This window comes from Actinoplanes sp. NPDC026619, from assembly GCF_040638295.1.
GTDB lineage: Bacteria > Actinomycetota > Actinomycetes > Mycobacteriales > Micromonosporaceae > Actinoplanes.
Genome location: NZ_JBEZYA010000015.1, coordinates 118,449 through 133,707 on the forward strand (window position 1 = coordinate 118,449; position 15,259 = coordinate 133,707).

Genomic DNA, 15,259 nt, shown 5'->3' on the forward strand with positions numbered 1-15,259 from the left:
ACCTGTGACAATGCGCGAGAAAGAATGCCGATGAGAAGGTTAGGCGTTCCACTGCGCTATGGCGGCGGTTGCCCCCACTTCATAGGGGTCGGGCGCCGGGAGACTGAGGACGGGTTATGAACGACTGGACGGCCTTCGGGCGCGTGGATGCCGACGGCACCGTGTACGTGAAGACCGCGGAGGGCGACCGCGTGGTCGGCTCCTGGCAGGCGGGCACCCCCGAGGAGGGCCTGGCCCACTTCGCCCGGCGCTTCGCCGACCTGGTCACCGAGGTCGAACTGGTCGAGGCCCGACTCAAATCCGGCGCGGCCGACGCGTCGCACTCGCTGGCCAGTGTGAAGCGTATTCGCACCGAGCTGGCCGAGGCGCACGTGGTCGGCGACATCGACGGTCTGGCCACCCGGCTCGACAAGCTCACCGCCGTCGCCGAGGAGAAGGCCGGCGAGGCGCGTGCCGCCCGCGACGCGGCCCGCGTCGAGGCCCTGGCCCGCAAGACCGCCCTGGTCGAGGAGGCCGAGAAGATCGCCGCCGACGCCACCGGCTGGAAGACGGCGGGCGACCGGATCAAAGAGATCCTCGACGAGTGGAAGAACATCCGCGGCGTCGACAAGAAGACCGACGGCGAGCTGTGGAAGCGTTTCGCCGCCGCCCGGGACGGCTTCACCCGCCGCCGCGGCGCTCACTTCGCCACTCTCGACGGCCAGCGCAAGCAGGCCCAGACGGCGAAGGAAGAGCTGGTCACGGAGGCGGAGACCCTGGCCGAGTCGACCGAGTGGTCGAGCACGGCCAACCGGCTCAAGGAGCTCATGACCGAGTGGAAGGCCGCCCCGCGCGCCGCCAAGGAGGCCGAGCAGCGCCTCTGGGAGCGGTTCCGCGCCGCGCAGGATTCCTTCTTCACCCGCCGCAGCGAGGTCTTCTCCGCCCGCGACGCGGAATACAAGGACAACCTCGACAAGAAGCAGGCCATCCTGGCCGAGATCGAGGCGGTCGACGTCGACGCCGACCCGCGGGCCGCGCAGAACAAGCTGCGCGACGCCCAGGCCTCCTGGCACGACGCCGGCCGGGTGCCGCGCGAGGCCGCCGCGTCGCTGGACCGTCGCTGGCGGGCCGCCGAGGAGCGCATCCGGGTGGCGATGGACTCGGCGTGGCGCAAGACCGCACCGCAGGACAACCCGCTGCTGCAGCAGATGCGCGAGCAGGTGGCCGAGGCCGAGCAGCGTCTCGAGCGGGCCCAGGCGGCCGGCGACGCCCGCCGCATCAAGGACGCCGAGCAGGCGCTGGCGTCGAAGAAGCAGTTCCTCTCGCTGGCCGAAGCGGCCAGCTAGCTAGCTCGCTCATTGCGACAAAGCGGCCAGCTCGCCCGGTGCGGCGTTGCCGCCGCTGCAGACGACCGCGATCTCCCGGCCGGCGAAACGTTGCCGGTCGGCGAGAACCGCGGCCAGGGCCGCCGCGCCGGCGCCCTCGCTGAGGGTGTGCGCGTCGCGGGCCAGCACGCGCTGCGCGCCGGCGATCTGGTCGTCGGTGACCAGCACGAAATCCGCCAGATCACGCAGATGGCGCTGAGTGAGGGCGAACGGCCGGCCGGTGGCCAGGCCGTCGACCCGGGTGCGGTTGGGCCGGGGCTCCAGCACAGCGGTTTGCCAGGCGTCGTGGGCGGCCGGTGACGCGGACGACTGGACCGCGATGATCTCGCAGGCCGGGGCGAGCGCGCCGGCCACGACCGTGGCGGCCGCCGCGCCGGAGCCGCTGCCGACCGGCACCACGATCGCGGCGAGGTCCGGCCGGGCCTCGAGAATCTCCTGGTAGAGGGTGCCGACGCCGGCCAGCAACTCGACCGTGTCACCGCAGCTGACCAGGCGCGCGCCGGTCTCGGCGGCCAGCTTGGCGGCGTGCTCCTCGGCGGCGGCCAGGTCGTCGCCGGTCAGCACCACCTCGGCGCCCCAGGCCTCGACCGCGGCCGCCTTGGCCGGGTTCGCCGACGCCGGCATCACCACCGTGCAGGGAGCGCCGAAGAGCCGGCTCGCGTACGCCATCGACTGGGCGTGGTTGCCGGTCGAGTAGGTCACCGTGCCGCGCTGCGGATCGGGCAGCGATGCCAGCAGGACCAGGCCACCGCGCACCTTGAACGCGCCGGTCGGCTGGGTGTTCTCGTGCTTGACCAGGACCGTGGTGTCGGCCACCCGGTCGAGGATCGGGTAGGACCACATCGGGGTGGGCGGCAGATAACGGCGGACGATCTCGCGGGCCGCGCACACGTCGGCGTAGGTGAGCTCCATGCCCTGCATCGTGGGCGCGGCACGACCCATCGGTCCAATGCCCATCTTCGCGGCAACCTATAGATTTGGCCGATGCTTGACGTCACTCGGCTGCGCGTACTGGTCGCGGTTGCCCGGCACGGCTCGGTCACCGCCGCCGCCCAGGCGCTGCATTACGCCCAGCCGTCGGTCAGCCACCACCTGGCGCGGCTCGAGGCCGAGACCGGCAGCCGCCTCGTGCAGCGGGCCGGCCGGGGCATCCGGCTCACCGAGGCCGGGCGGATGCTCGCCGACCGGGCCGAGGAGATCCTGGGGCGGCTCGCCGCGGCCGAGGACGAGCTGGCCGAGCACACCGGGCTGCGGGCGGGGCGGGTCCGGCTGGCCGCGTTCCCGTCCGCGCTCGGCACGTTCGTGCCCGCGGCGGCGGCCGGCTTCGTCGCCGCGTACCCATCAATTGATCTTCGGTTTTCCGAGGCCGAACCGCCCGCGGCGGTCCGTGCGCTGCGCAGCGGTGAGGTCGAGGTGGCGCTGTTGTTCGTGCACCCGAGCGGGCCGCAGCCGGATCTGGCCGGGGTGCGCCACGAGGTGCTGCTGGAGGAGCCGATGCACCTGGTCACGCCGCTGGGTTGGACCGGCGACCGGCTCGCCGATCACCGGGACCGGCCGTGGATCGGCGGCTGCGAGCGCTGCCGCGACGAGCTGCTGCGGGCCTGCGCGGCCGAGGGCTTCACGCCGGACATCCGGTTCACCACCGACGACTACGTGGCCGTGCAGCGCCTGGTCGCGGCCGGGCTGGGAGTGACCACGCTGCCCGGGCTCGCGCTCGCCGCGCACCGCGACGACCGGGCGCGGACCGTCCCGCTAGCCGGGCCGGGACGCCAGGTCCTGGCGGCCGTGCACGGCGAGCCGCCCGACCCGCCCGCCACCGCGGCGCTGCTGGCGCACCTGCGGGCGGCGGCCGCTACGCCGTCACCAGGCTGAGCGCGCCGATCGTCTTGGACTTCTTGGCCCGGTACATCGCCAGGTCAGCACGGGTCAGCACGTCGTCGGTGCCGTCACCGGGCAGGGCCTGGGCGACACCCACGCTCACCCCGATGCGCACCTGCTCGCCGGCCGCGGTCAGCTCGCGGGCGGCCAGGTCGCGGATCCGGTCGGTGATCGCCTCGACCGCGCCGGGCCCGCGGCAGACGACCACGAACTCGTCGCCGCCGAACCGGCTCACCAGGTCGACGCCGCGCAGCCCGGCATGCAGGTGCTCGGCCACCGCGATCAGCAGGTCGTCGCCGGCCGCGTGGCCGAGCCGGTCGTTGACCGGCTTGAAGCCGTCCAGGTCGCAGAAGAGCACCGCCAGGCCGTCCTCGCCGGAGCGGAGCTCCTGGTCGATCCGGTCGACGCAGGCGGCCCGGTTCGGCAGGCCGGTCAGCGGGTCCGAAGTGGCCAGCCGGCGCAGGGCCCGCTCGGCCTCGCGGCGGGCCGTGGACAGTCGGGCGATCCGCACCATGACCAGCGGGATCAGGCCGGCCGAGGAGAGCGCGATCAGCACGCCGTCGGTGGGCAGGCCGATGATCGCCCGGCCGCCGCCGATGATCGGGCCGAGCGCCAGCATGAAGGCGAGCAAGGTCAGCCGGCCGCGACTCAGGTCGTCGACCGGCTTCGGGCCGCGGCTGATCACCTCCGACACGGCGGGGTGCAGCGCGGCGCAGCCCAGCGCCGCGTAGGCGGCCATGTAGACGTTGTTGGTCCAGTCGGCACGGATGCCCCCGTCGAAGGCGAGCGCGCCGCTCACGGTGCCGAGCATCGCGAAGAAGACGCCCGCGGTGAGTAACCGCACCGGGGCCATCCGCCGGTCCGCGACCGCCGAGATCCGCACCATCGCGCCCAGCGTCCCGGCCATCACGAACAGGTTGAGGAACGTGCCGACCTGCTGGCCGGTGGCAATGCCGTGGTCAGTCATCCCGGGCAGCATCACCGCGTCCCAGAGCAGGCCCGAGAGCGCCACCGCGGTGATCACCGCGTCGATGATGCCGCCGACGTCACCCCGGCCGCGCTGCGCGACCAGCACCAGCGCCGAGACGAGCATCAGCACCCCGCCGGCGGTCAGGAAGACGTCCGCGGCGCTGCCGTCGCCGCTCTCCCGGCCGCCCCAGGTGACCAGCCAGATCCAGATCAGATTGCCGACGTTGTAGGAGACCGACGACGCGAGTTGCAGCCACCACACCTTCCGGGCGCCGCGCGGCGCCCGGCGCAACGACATGACCATCGCGGGGAGCACGCTGAGCGTCACCACCAGGAAGGGCCAGCCGCGCAGGTCGAACGGCCACACCAAGTACGTCGCCGTGAGGGTGCCGGCGAGGACGGCGTAGACGCGCAGGAGAGCCACGGACCGTCGATCGGCAGCGCCGCAACCGAAGTGAGACTTATGCCGACACGAGGCTGAGCAGGCCGATCGACTTGGACCTCTTCGCGGCGTACATGGCCAGGTCGGCACGGTCAGCAGGTCGTCGCCGGCCGCGTGCCCCAGCCGGTCGTTGACCGGCTGGAAGCCGTCCAGATCGCCGTAGAGCACCGCCGGCGCGTCCGGCCCGGAGCGCAGCTCCGCCTCGATCCGGTCGACGCAGGCGGCGCGATTCGGCAGCCCGGTCAACGGGTCGGTTGTCGCCATCCGGTGCACGGCGCGCTCGGCCCTCCCGGCGGGCCGCCGACAGCCGGGCGATCCGCACCATGACCAGCGGGATCAGGCCCACCGACGACAGCGCGATGACCACCCCGTCGGTGGGCAGGCCGAACAACTCGCGGCCTCCGCCGATCAGCGGCGCGAGGGCGCGTAGAGCCGGAGGACAAGCATCGACCGCCTATCGGCGCGTGTCTGACCGGCAGGGCAGGCCCTAAACTGCGCAACCCCCGGTGGTGGCGGGAAGCGGCGCCGGGACGCCCACGGTCGGCAGGCCGAGCGAGACTCCCTTGAGTTTCGGGGTGCGGCCGGCCTCGAACGCGTCGCCGGCCCGGGTGCGCCGGTAGGAGAGCGGGGCGCCGTCGGCGTTGAGGTGGTGCGGGGCGGCGTAGGTGATCACGGTCTCGACGATGTCACCGGGGCGGGGTGCGATGTCACCGGTCGCGAAGTGGACCAACCGGCCGTCGCGGGCGCGGCCGCTGAGCCGGCCGGTGCGCTCGTCCTTACGGCCCTCGCCCACCGCGACCAGCACCTCGACCGTGCGGCCGACGAGCTTCTTGTTCTCGTCCCAGCTGATCTGCTCGAGCTCGGCGATCAACCGGTTGTAGCGGTCCTGGACGACCGCCTTGGGCACCTGCTCCTCCATCGTCGCGGCCGGGGTGCCGGGGCGCTTCGAATACTGGAAGGTGAAGGCGCTGGAGAACCGGGCTCGCCGGACGACCTCGAGGGTCTGCTCGAAGTCTTCCTCGGTCTCGCCGGGGAAGCCGACGATGATGTCGGTGGTGATCGCGGCGTCCGGCATGGCGGCCCGGACCTTGTCGATGATGCCGAGGTATTTCTCCTGGCGGTAACTCCGGCGCATGGCCTTGAGCACCCGGTCGGAGCCGGACTGCAGCGGCATGTGCAGCGAGTGGCACACGTTCGGCGTCTCGGCCATCGCGGCGATCACGTCGTCGGTGAAGTCCTTCGGGTGCGGGCTGGTGAACCGCACCCGCTCCAGCCCCTCGACCGCGCCGGTGGAACGCAGCAGCTTGCCGAAGGCGAGCCGGTCACCGAACTCGGCGCCGTAGGAGTTGACGTTCTGCCCGAGCAGCGTGACCTCGAGGACGCCCTCTTTGGTCAGGGCCTCGACCTCGGCCAGGATCTCGCCGGGCCGGCGGTCCTTCTCCTTGCCGCGCAGCGCCGGCACGATGCAGAAGGTGCAGGTGTTGTTGCAGCCCACCGAGATCGACACCCAGCCGGCGTAGGTCGACTCGCGCTTGGTCGGCAGCGTCGACGGGAACACCTCGAGCGACTCGAGGATCTCGACCTCGGCCTCTTCGTTGTGCCGGGCGCGCTCGAGCAGCGCCGGCAGCGAGCCGATGTTGTGGGTGCCGAAGACGACGTCGACCCAGGGCGCCTTCTTGACGATGTCGCCGCGGTCCTTCTGCGCCAGGCAGCCGCCGACCGCGATCTGCATGCCGGGGCGTTTGAGCTTGGTGGGGCGCAGGTGGCCGAGGTTGCCGTAGAGGCGGTTGTCGGCGTTTTCCCGGACCGCGCAGGTGTTGAACACCACGATGTCGGCCGCGTCGGGGTCCGCAGCCCGCACGTAGCCCGCATCCTCCATGAGACCGGAGATGCGCTCGCTGTCGTGCACGTTCATCTGGCAGCCGTACGTGCGCACGTCGTAGGTGCGCTGGGTGCCCAGGGTCTCGATAGTCATGGCAATTGACCAGGGTACTGCTTAAGCGGCGGCCGGCCTGTCCGGCGTCCGGTCACAATCGTCGCCGGTGCATGCGCGCAGACCGCGCCGTTCCGGGCCGTCGTCGGTCTCGATCTCGTCGACGTGCACCCGGCGCAGCGTCCCGTCCGGCTCGGCCAGCACGTACCTCGTCGGGTCGAGGGTGTCGTCGGGAAGCAGGATCGCGGCGCCCAGCCGGACCGCGACCGCGCTCGCGGCCGTCGCCTCCTCGACCTCGTCGGGCGCCAGGTAGACGTCGGCCAGTGTCGGGAAGTCGCCACCCACCGGATAGACGTCGCACATGATCACGCCGTCGGCCCCCAGCGGGACCACCGAATGCTCCAGCGTGCCGGCGATGGCGCCCCGCACGCGATCCGCGTCAATTCGTTTTCCGATCGCCCAGTTCCAGAGGCCGGGTGTCGGATCCCCGTCAGCCATACCGAACATGGTGGACAATCCCCGGGCCTTCCATCAGTTAAGTTACCGCCTCGTGACCATTCTCGGTGTGAACCGATACAACGGTCCAATTAGAGTGTGCCCATCCGGGTGATCCGCGACGAACGGACGGTGGTTCAACAGTGTCCGACGAGGCTCTCATCGTCCTCGAGAACGTCAACAAATGGTTCGGTCCGCTGCACGTGCTCGACGACGTGAACCTCTCGGTCGCCCGCGGCGAGGTGGTCGTCGTGATCGGACCGTCCGGCTCCGGCAAGTCGACGCTGTGCCGGGCAATCAATCGACTCGAGCCGATCAGCTCGGGCAGCATCACGTTCGACGGCCGCGCACTGCCGGCTGAGGGCAAAGCCCTCGCCCGCCTGCGCAGCGAGGTCGGCATGGTGTTCCAGTCCTTCAATCTCTTCGCGCACAAGACGATCCTGCAGAACGTGATGCTGGGGCCGATCAAGGTGCGTAAGGAGAAATCCGTCGAAGTCCGCGAGCGCGCCATGTCGCTGCTCGACCGGGTCGGCATCGGCAACCAGGCGGAGAAATATCCGGCCCAGCTGTCCGGCGGCCAGCAGCAGCGGGTGGCGATCGCCCGGGCCCTCGCCATGCAGCCCAAGGCCCTGCTCTTCGACGAGCCCACCAGCGCCCTCGACCCCGAGATGGTCGGCGAGGTGCTCGAGGTGATGACGTCGCTCGCCCGTGAGGGCATGACCATGGTGGTGGTCACCCACGAGATGGGTTTCGCGCGGCATGCCGCCAACCGGGTCGTCTTCATGGCCGATGGCCAACTGGTCGAGCAGGCGCCGCCGGCCGAGTTCTTCGCGAATCCGAAAAGCGATCGGGCCAAGGATTTTCTCTCCAAGATTTTGTCTCACTGATGGTCTTAGTCATTGACAGCGCCTATCACAGTTCGTCCATAGCAGAAGCAACGATTTCGAGGAGCGTAATCATGCGCATCACCCGATTGGCAGCGACGTTCGGCGCAATGACCATGGCGCTCGGCATGGCGGCCTGCGGCGGGGACGACAAGGGTTCCGACAGCGGCAGCACCAGCACCGCGAAGTCGGGCATCGTCGAGAAGGCGGCCAGCTCGAAGAAGCTGACCATCGGCGTCAAGGCCGACCAGCCCGGTCTCGGCTTGCAGACCGGTAGCACCTACACCGGCTACGACATCGAGATCGGCAAGCTCATCGCGAAGGGTCTCGGCGTCGACGAGAGCGGCATCACCTGGAAGACGACGGTGTCGGCGAACCGTGAGCCGTACATTCAGCAGGGCCAGGTCGACATCGTGGTGGCGACCTACTCGATCACCGATGACCGGAAGAAGAAGGTCAACTTCGGCGGCCCGTACTACATCGCCGGGCAGGACCTGCTCGTCCCGGCGGCGTCGACGATCACCGGGCCCGACCAGCTCGCCGGTAAGAAGGTCTGCTCGGTCAGCGGGTCCACCCCGGCGAAGAAGATCCAGACCGACTACAAGACCGCCCAGCTGCAGCAGTTCGACTCGTACTCCAAGTGCGTGACGGCGCTCGCCGGTGGTCAGGTCGACGCGGTCACCACCGACGACATCATCCTGGCCGGGTACGCCTCGCAGGATCAGTACGCGGGCAAGTTCAAGGTCGTCGGTAAGCCCTTCAGTACCGAGTTGTACGGCATCGGTATCAAGAAGGAAGACACCGCGGGCTGCAACAAGATCAACGACATCCTGAAGGCCGCCGCGGCCGACGGGTCGTACAAGAAGGCCTGGGACGACGCGCTCGGTAAGAGTGGCAAGGCCGCGCCCGAGCTGGACGCGTCGAAGCTGACCAACTGTTCCTGATCTCCGATTGACGGTGGGGCCGGGCGACCGGCCCCTCCTTTTTTGGCTGAAGGGCGGCCATGGACGTCTTTACCGATTCGTACAATCTCGACGTTTATGTGACCGGGTTCCTCTGGATCCTGAAGCTCACGGTGGCCGGCGTGATCGGCGCGGTGGTGATCGGCACCGTGCTGGCGGCGATGCGGGTCTCACCAGTGCCGGTGCTGCGAGGTTTCGGCACGGCCTGGGTGAACATCTTCCGGAACACCCCGCTCACCCTGATCATCTTCTTCTGCTACTTCGGCCTGTACTCGACGCTCGGCGTCACCCTCTCCGACGACCTCGAGATCAACAACTTCTGGCTCGGCGTCGTCGGCCTCTCGGTCTACACCGCCGCGTTCGTCTGCGAGGCGATCCGCTCCGGCATCAACACGGTCCCGGCCGGGCAGGCCGAGGCGGCCCGGGCGATCGGCATGACGTTCCGGCAGACCCTCACGATGATCGTGCTGCCGCAGGCCGGCCGCGCGGTGATCGCGCCGCTGGGCAGCATCCTGATCGCGCTCTGCAAGAACGCGACCATCGTCGGCACGATCGGCCTCATGGAGTCGTCCAGCGCGATGAAGGAGCTGATCAACTCGAACGGCGACCAGGTCTGGACGATCTTCTTCGTCTTCGCCGGCACGTTCGCGATCGTCCTCATCCCCACCGGCTACGGCTTCGGCTGGCTGGCCAACCGACTGGCGGTGAAGCGATGAGCACTGATGCCGTTCTCTACGACCACCCGGGGCCGCGCGCCCGCGCCCGCAACCGGATCCTCACGGTCGTCTTCGGGCTGGTGCTGCTCGGGATGCTCTACTGGATCTACCACCGCTTCGACGTGAAGGGCCAGTGGGCGGGCGCGCTGTGGAAGCCGTTCACCCAGAGCAGCACCTGGACCGATTACATCCTGCCCGGCCTCAAGGGCACGCTCGTGGCCGCCGCCATCGCGATGGTGCTGTCGCTGGTCTTCGGCATCCTCTTCTCCGTCGGCCGGCTCTCCGACCACTGGTGGGTGCGCGTCCCGGCCGGGATCGTCGTCGAGTTCTTCCGGGCCGTACCCCTGCTGCTGATGATGTTCTTCATCTTCTTCGGCATCCCGTTCCTCACCCAGCAGCCGATGTCCCCGCTCTGGGCCGTCGTCATCGCGCTGACGCTCTACAACGGGTCGGTGCTGGCCGAGGCGTTCCGGGCCGGTGTGCGGTCGGTGCCGAGCGGGCAGAGCGAGGCGGCGTACGCCATCGGCATGCGCAAGGGCCAGGTGATGAGCCAGATCCTCATCCCGCAGGCGGCCCGGGCCATGCTGCCGGTGATCGTCAGCCAGCTGGTGGTGCTGGTCAAGGACACCGCGCTCGGCTACATCATCAGCTACAACGAGCTGCTCCAGCTGGGCGTCAACAACGTCGCCGCCAACTTCGGCAACGTCATCCAGGCCGCCATGGTGGCCGCCGCCCTCTACATCACGGTCAACTCGATCCTCACCGCGGTGGCCGGCTGGCTGTCGCGGCGCACCCGGCGCAGCGGCAAGGCGCCCCGGGCCACCCGTGCTCCGGCCGTACTCTCCGGCGCGGCCGAACCGAACACGGGAGCCTGATTACTCAGGGTTCGGATTACCGGGCCAGCTCCGTGACACGGGACTCGCGAACGACCGTCACACGGATCTGGCCCGGATAGGTCAACTCTTCCTCGATCTGCTTCGCGACGTCGCGAGCCAGCACGGCCGCGCCGATGTCGTCGATGTCCTCGGGACGCACCATCACCCGGATCTCGCGGCCGGCCTGCATCGCGAAAACCTTTTCCACCCCGACCTTGCCGGCGGCGATCTCCTCGATCCGCTCGAGACGCTTGACGTACGCCTCCAGGCTCTCCCGCCGGGCCCCCGGGCGACCGCCCGAGCAGGCGTCGGCCGCCTGGGTCAGGACCGCCTCGATGGTCTGCGGCGGTACCTCGTTGTGGTGCGCCTCGATCGCGTGGACCACGTCTTCCGACTCACCGTATTTACGGGCCAGGTCCGCGCCGATCAGCGCGTGGCTGCCCTCCACCTCGTGGGTCAGCGCCTTGCCGATGTCGTGCAGGAACGCGGCCCGCTTCATCGACGGGATGTCCAGGCCCAGCTCGGCGGCCATGATCCCGGCGATGTGCGCGGTCTCGACCAGGTGCTTGAGGACGTTCTGCCCGTAGCTGGTGCGGTAGCGCAGCCGGCCGAGCAGTTTCGCCAGCTCCGGGTGGATGTTGGTGATGCCGACGTCGACGAGAGCTTCTTCCGCGGCCCGGTCGCAGAGCCGGTCGACCTCGTTCTTGGCGCTCTCGTAGACCTCTTCGATGCGGTGCGGATGGATCCGCCCGTCCAGCACCAGCTTCTCCAGGGTCAGCCGGCCAACCTCCCGGCGCACCGGGTCGAAGCACGACAGCAGCACCGCCTCCGGGGTGTCGTCGATGATCAGGTTGACCCCGGTGACCGACTCGAACGCCCGGATGTTGCGACCCTCACGGCCGATGATCCGGCCCTTCATCTCATCGCTCGGCAGGTGCAGCACGCTGACCACACTCTCCGAGGTCTGCTCGCTGGCGATCCGCTGGATCGCGTCGACGACGATGCGGCGGGCCCGGGCGTCGGCCGTGTTCTTGGCGTCGTTCTCGATGTCCCGCACCATGATCGCGGCTTCCCGCTTGGCCTGCACCTCGATGTCCGCCACCAGCTCGGACCGGGCCGACTCGGCGGTCAGGTTCGCGATCCGCTCCAGCTCGAGGCGCTTCTGCTCCTCTTTTTTCTTCAGGTCCGCCTCTCGGGTCACGAGAGCGCTTTCCCGACCGGCCAGATCAGCATCCTGGGTCGCCAGCCGGCGCTCCCGGTCTACCAGTCGCTCCACCTCGTCGGCGTGCAGCCGCTCCCGCTCGTCGATCCGCGCCGCGCGCCGCTCGACCTCGGCGGCCTGCTCCTTCGCGGTCGCGTTCAGCAGGGCCACCTCGCGCTCGCCGGACCGGCGGGCCGCGCTGCGGACCTGCTCGGCGTCGGCCTCGGCCTGGCGGTGGGCGCGCTCCAGGATGGTGTCGGCCTCGCTGTGTGCGTCCTCCAGGACCCGGCGGGCCTCGGCCCGGGCGGAGGTGGCCTCGGCCTTGGCCGCGGCGACCTCGGCGCGCACGGAAGCGGCCTTGGCATTCGCGTCCGCGACCTTCGCCTGCGCGGCGCCGACGGCCTGATCCTCGCGCTCCTGGGCGTTCGCGCGATCGCTCTGCATCTGGCGCAGCGCCCGTGCGCCGAGCACCAGCCCGGCCACCACCAGGGCGCCGAGGACGACGATCGCCACCACGAGCACCCAGTCCAGGGCGGTCATCTCGCCGCGTCTCCCTTCGCCGCCCGGCGCGTTGTGCGCGCGCAGGCTGTCTGCGGGATGCCCGACCAAGGCTCGCAAATTCCGGCATGCCCGCAGCAGGTTGCGCCGGGCCGCGACGTGCTCCGGTAGGGCACGCCGAGCTGTTATGACTCGCCCGGGACGGCGCGGTGTTATGGGTGCTGCCTGGCTGTATATCAGTGACCAACGAGGTCACAAGTGATGCCGTAATGTAATGCGATCTATGTTGTGCGTGTTGCATGCGATGGTCGAACACACCTTGTGTAACGCGAGGCTAGGTCGCAAGTGCCACTTCGGTCAAGGATCCATGATTCGGCCACGGATGGGACGTAGGGCACAGACCTGCTTACGCGCAGCTCACGATCGTGGTGAACATTTCCGGCTTACCGGGACCATAGATCTCGCATCGACTCCCGGCGTGCGCCGATCCTATCTTTCCACTACGCCAGGAGATGTGCGGCATTGGGCGTTTGCGCATCGGGCCACGGAGTGCCGCCGGCGCTCCGGTGACATCACTCTCAGTGATGTCGTCAGGCAACTCAAAGTAGTTGAGTCTTCACCCGGATGCTTCGTCCGCCAACGCGTCGGGGTCGATCTGGTCGGCGAACTCGGCCGCCTCGGCATCGCGGGCGGCCAAGGCGTCCTTGACCGCTCGGATCGCCACCCCGGCCGGGTAGCCCTTGCGGGCGAGCATGCTCACCAGTCGGCGGAAGATCGCATCGGGCGTGCCGGTCGCGGTGCGCAGTTTGCGATCGACCAGGGAACGCGCGGTCTCCGCCTCGCCCTCGTCGTCGAGCGTCTCCAGCGCCTCGCCGGCCACCTCGGCGTCCACGCCACGCTGACGCAGCTCGTTGGCGAGCGCCCGGCGGGCCAGGCCGCGGCTGTGGTGCCGGCTGGACACCCAGGCGCGCGCGAACGCCGCGTCGTCGATGATGCCGACCTCGTCATAGCGGTCGAGGACCTCGGCGATCACCTCGGCCGAGATCTCCTTGCGGGCGAGCACCTTGGCCAGCTCGGCCCGAGTGCGCGGCCGCGCCGAGAGCTGGTGCAGACAGATCTCCCTGGCCCGCTCCGACTCGCTCTGCTCAGCACCCGCACCCGCACCTGCGCTGCGGCCGCCGGCCCCGGCTCCGCGCCTGCCCCAGCCTCCGCCCGCGGTTCCGGCTCCGCCGCCGGTTCCGGCTCCGGCTCCGCTTGGGCTTGCGCCTTCGCCGAAGCCCGGCGCGGTGGAATTTCCGCCCGGCGAGGATCGCCGGCGGCGGGCGGGAACGTTGCCGCGTTCCGCTTCGCCGTCGTCGACCTCGCCGGGCGGGTGCTCATCGGTTGATCGGCGCGCAGCCCGGGGCGGCAGGGCATCCCACCCGCGCCCGGACCGTGCGCCGCGTCGTCCGGCCATTCGGCTTTACCTCTCGGCCACTACTGCTCGGCTTGCCCTTTCGGCTTGCCAGCTCGGCTTGCCAGCTCGGCCTGCCAGCTCGGCCTGCCAGCTCGGCCTGCCAGCTCGGCCTGCTCGATGCTTTCGGCTTACTCGATCAGAAGTCGACCGGCGGCAGCTCCGGGCCGCCGGCGGCATCGCCGGTGGTCTGGCCGACGCCGAGCTTCTCGAGGATCTTCTTCTCGATCTCGGCGGCGACGTCGGGGTTCTCCTTGAGGAACTCCCGCGCCTTCTCCTTGCCCTGGCCCAGCTGGTCGCCGTCATACGTGTACCAGGCGCCGGACTTGCGGATGATGTTCTGCTCGACGCCGACGTCGATCAACGAGCCCTCGCGGGAGATGCCCTTGCCATACATGATGTCGAACTCGGCCTGCTTGAACGGCGCGGCCACCTTGTTCTTCACCACCTTGACGCGGGTGCGGTTGCCGACCACGTCGGTGCCGTCCTTGAGGCTCTCGATGCGGCGCACGTCGAGACGCACGGACGCGTAGAACTTCAGGGCGCGGCCACCGGTCGTCGTCTCCGGCGAGCCGAACATGACGCCGATCTTCTCGCGGAGCTGGTTGATGAAGATCGCGGTGGTGCCCGAGTTGCTGAGAATGCCGGTGATCTTGCGGAGCGCCTGGCTCATGAGCCGGGCCTGCAGACCGACGTGGCTGTCGCCCATCTCGCCCTCGATCTCGGCGCGCGGCACGAGCGCGGCCACCGAGTCGATCACGATGACGTCGAGCGCACCCGAGCGGATCAGCATGTCGGCGATCTCGAGCGCCTGCTCACCGGTGTCGGGCTGAGAGACCAGCAGGGCGTCGGTGTCGACGCCGAGGGCCTTGGCGTATTCCGGGTCGAGGGCGTGCTCGGCGTCGATGAACGCCGCGATGCCGCCATTGCGCTGCGCGTTGGCCACCGCGTGCAGCGCGACCGTCGTCTTACCGCTGGACTCGGGGCCGTAGACCTCGATGACCCGGCCGCGCGGCAGGCCGCCGACACCGAGCGCCACATCCAGCGCGATGGAGCCGGTCGGGATCACGGCGGTCTGCACGACCGGCCGCTCCCCGAGCCGCATCACCGAGCCCTTGCCGAACTGCTTGTCGATCTGAGCCAGTGCCAGATCGAGAGCTTTATCTCGGTCGGGTCCTGCCGCCATGTCCGCCACCCCTGTATTTGATTTCACCGGCGCCTTCGCTGAGCCTCTGTTCACGGGCTACAAGGTAGGCGGTGGGTATGACAAAAAATCGCCGCCCTGCCAAGAACTGTGGATGGCCACAGCCGCTGTGGACAATAGCCGAACAGGTGTTCTAGATCGAAGCGACACGCCAGTACAAGCGTACGAAAATTTGGTCAGCGCAGGCGGGCGGGCACCCGATCGGGGTACGCGGTCACTACAGCGCGCCAGATCGTAGCGGTATCGATACCGTCCGCTATCGCTTGATTGATCGTCCGGTCGCCGAGCTCCCCGAAGGAGTGATCGGCCGCCAGGCTCTGCGAATAGGTGGCGCCGAATGCCTGCTCGAGCCGCGCCCGAAAATCCGTCAACCGCACCGACCAAG

The 15,259-nt window shown here is 69.5% G+C and carries 14 protein-coding genes; 6 read left to right on the forward strand and 8 right to left on the reverse strand.

What is annotated here, in order from left to right; genetic code table 11:
• Positions 1-116 precede the first annotated feature (116 nt).
• A complete protein-coding gene (locus AB0E90_RS29715) occupies positions 117-1,325 on the forward strand; it encodes a DUF349 domain-containing protein (RefSeq protein ID WP_360412911.1) in 1,209 nt (402 codons plus the stop codon).
• A 9-nt stretch (positions 1,326-1,334) separates the two neighbouring features.
• On the opposite strand, the gene AB0E90_RS29720 is transcribed toward AB0E90_RS29715, so the two are convergent.
• Entirely contained in the window at positions 1,335-2,276 is a 942-nt protein-coding gene (locus tag AB0E90_RS29720) for a pyridoxal-phosphate dependent enzyme (protein WP_360412914.1), read from the reverse strand.
• Between the two features lie 72 nt (positions 2,277-2,348).
• Between AB0E90_RS29720 and AB0E90_RS29725 the strand changes: the two genes are divergently transcribed.
• Complete coding sequence (locus AB0E90_RS29725) at positions 2,349-3,236, forward strand: LysR family transcriptional regulator (protein WP_360412917.1); 888 nt, start codon at positions 2,349-2,351, stop codon at positions 3,234-3,236.
• On the opposite strand, the gene AB0E90_RS29730 is transcribed toward AB0E90_RS29725, so the two are convergent.
• The 3 genes from AB0E90_RS29730 to AB0E90_RS29740 form a co-directional block, all read right to left on the reverse strand.
• A complete protein-coding gene (locus tag AB0E90_RS29730) occupies positions 3,217-4,917 on the reverse strand; it encodes a diguanylate cyclase (RefSeq protein ID WP_360412920.1) in 1,701 nt (566 codons plus the stop codon). The two genes, AB0E90_RS29725 and AB0E90_RS29730, sit on opposite strands and share 20 nt — an antisense overlap.
• Before the next feature lie 223 nt (positions 4,918-5,140).
• The gene (gene miaB, locus AB0E90_RS29735) at positions 5,141-6,628 is read right to left on the reverse strand and encodes a tRNA (N6-isopentenyl adenosine(37)-C2)-methylthiotransferase MiaB (RefSeq protein ID WP_360412923.1); all 1,488 of its coding nucleotides are present in this window, start codon (positions 6,626-6,628) and stop codon (positions 5,141-5,143) included.
• A 21-nt stretch (positions 6,629-6,649) separates the two neighbouring features.
• Positions 6,650-7,084: a hypothetical protein gene (locus tag AB0E90_RS29740; protein WP_360412926.1), complete on the reverse strand. Its 435-nt coding sequence runs from the start codon at positions 7,082-7,084 to the stop codon at positions 6,650-6,652.
• Positions 7,085-7,224: 140 nt separating this feature from the next.
• Between AB0E90_RS29740 and AB0E90_RS29745 the strand changes: the two genes are divergently transcribed.
• The 4 genes from AB0E90_RS29745 to AB0E90_RS29760 all read left to right on the forward strand — a co-directional run bounded on the left by AB0E90_RS29745 (position 7,225) and on the right by AB0E90_RS29760 (position 10,518).
• A complete protein-coding gene (locus AB0E90_RS29745; protein ID WP_360412929.1) occupies positions 7,225-7,968 on the forward strand; it encodes an amino acid ABC transporter ATP-binding protein in 744 nt (247 codons plus the stop codon).
• A 71-nt stretch (positions 7,969-8,039) separates the two neighbouring features.
• On the forward strand, positions 8,040-8,909 hold the full coding sequence (locus AB0E90_RS29750) for a glutamate ABC transporter substrate-binding protein (protein WP_360412932.1): 870 nt from the start codon (positions 8,040-8,042) through the stop codon (positions 8,907-8,909).
• A 59-nt stretch (positions 8,910-8,968) separates the two neighbouring features.
• Positions 8,969-9,643 (forward strand): amino acid ABC transporter permease, encoded by a 675-nt coding sequence (locus AB0E90_RS29755; RefSeq protein ID WP_360412935.1) that lies wholly within the window; start codon positions 8,969-8,971, stop codon positions 9,641-9,643.
• Entirely contained in the window at positions 9,640-10,518 is an 879-nt protein-coding gene (locus AB0E90_RS29760; RefSeq protein ID WP_360412938.1) for an amino acid ABC transporter permease, read from the forward strand. The genes AB0E90_RS29755 and AB0E90_RS29760 overlap by 4 nt, the downstream gene beginning before the upstream one ends.
• Before the next feature lie 16 nt (positions 10,519-10,534).
• On the opposite strand, the gene rny is transcribed toward AB0E90_RS29760, so the two are convergent.
• The 4 genes from rny to AB0E90_RS29780 form a co-directional block, all read right to left on the reverse strand.
• Positions 10,535-12,259, reverse strand: a complete 1,725-nt coding sequence (gene rny, locus AB0E90_RS29765; protein WP_360412942.1) for a ribonuclease Y — start codon at positions 12,257-12,259, stop codon at positions 10,535-10,537.
• Between the two features lie 574 nt (positions 12,260-12,833).
• Positions 12,834-13,673: a regulatory protein RecX gene (locus tag AB0E90_RS29770; RefSeq protein ID WP_360412945.1), complete on the reverse strand. Its 840-nt coding sequence runs from the start codon at positions 13,671-13,673 to the stop codon at positions 12,834-12,836.
• Between the two features lie 136 nt (positions 13,674-13,809).
• Positions 13,810-14,856, reverse strand: a complete 1,047-nt coding sequence (gene recA / locus AB0E90_RS29775; protein WP_360412948.1) for a recombinase RecA — start codon at positions 14,854-14,856, stop codon at positions 13,810-13,812.
• Positions 14,857-15,050: 194 nt separating this feature from the next.
• Entirely contained in the window at positions 15,051-15,251 is a 201-nt protein-coding gene (locus AB0E90_RS29780; RefSeq protein WP_360412951.1) for a DUF3046 domain-containing protein, read from the reverse strand.
• Positions 15,252-15,259 lie beyond the last annotated feature (8 nt).

Coding starts and splice junctions, on each gene's coding strand:
- AB0E90_RS29715 (WP_360412911.1), top strand. CDS start 117: ATGAACGACTGGACGGCCTTCGGGCGCGTGGATGCCGACGGCACCGTG.
- AB0E90_RS29720 (WP_360412914.1), bottom strand. CDS start 2,276: ATGGAGCTCACCTACGCCGACGTGTGCGCGGCCCGCGAGATCGTCCGC.
- AB0E90_RS29725 (WP_360412917.1), top strand. CDS start 2,349: ATGCTTGACGTCACTCGGCTGCGCGTACTGGTCGCGGTTGCCCGGCAC.
- AB0E90_RS29730 (WP_360412920.1), bottom strand. CDS start 4,917: ATGGCGACAACCGACCCGTTGACCGGGCTGCCGAATCGCGCCGCCTGC.
- miaB (WP_360412923.1), bottom strand. CDS start 6,628: ATGACTATCGAGACCCTGGGCACCCAGCGCACCTACGACGTGCGCACG.
- AB0E90_RS29740 (WP_360412926.1), bottom strand. CDS start 7,084: ATGGCTGACGGGGATCCGACACCCGGCCTCTGGAACTGGGCGATCGGA.
- AB0E90_RS29750 (WP_360412932.1), top strand. CDS start 8,040: ATGCGCATCACCCGATTGGCAGCGACGTTCGGCGCAATGACCATGGCG.
- AB0E90_RS29755 (WP_360412935.1), top strand. CDS start 8,969: ATGGACGTCTTTACCGATTCGTACAATCTCGACGTTTATGTGACCGGG.
- AB0E90_RS29760 (WP_360412938.1), top strand. CDS start 9,640: ATGAGCACTGATGCCGTTCTCTACGACCACCCGGGGCCGCGCGCCCGC.
- rny (WP_360412942.1), bottom strand. CDS start 12,259: ATGACCGCCCTGGACTGGGTGCTCGTGGTGGCGATCGTCGTCCTCGGC.
- AB0E90_RS29770 (WP_360412945.1), bottom strand. CDS start 13,673: ATGGCCGGACGACGCGGCGCACGGTCCGGGCGCGGGTGGGATGCCCTG.
- recA (WP_360412948.1), bottom strand. CDS start 14,856: ATGGCGGCAGGACCCGACCGAGATAAAGCTCTCGATCTGGCACTGGCT.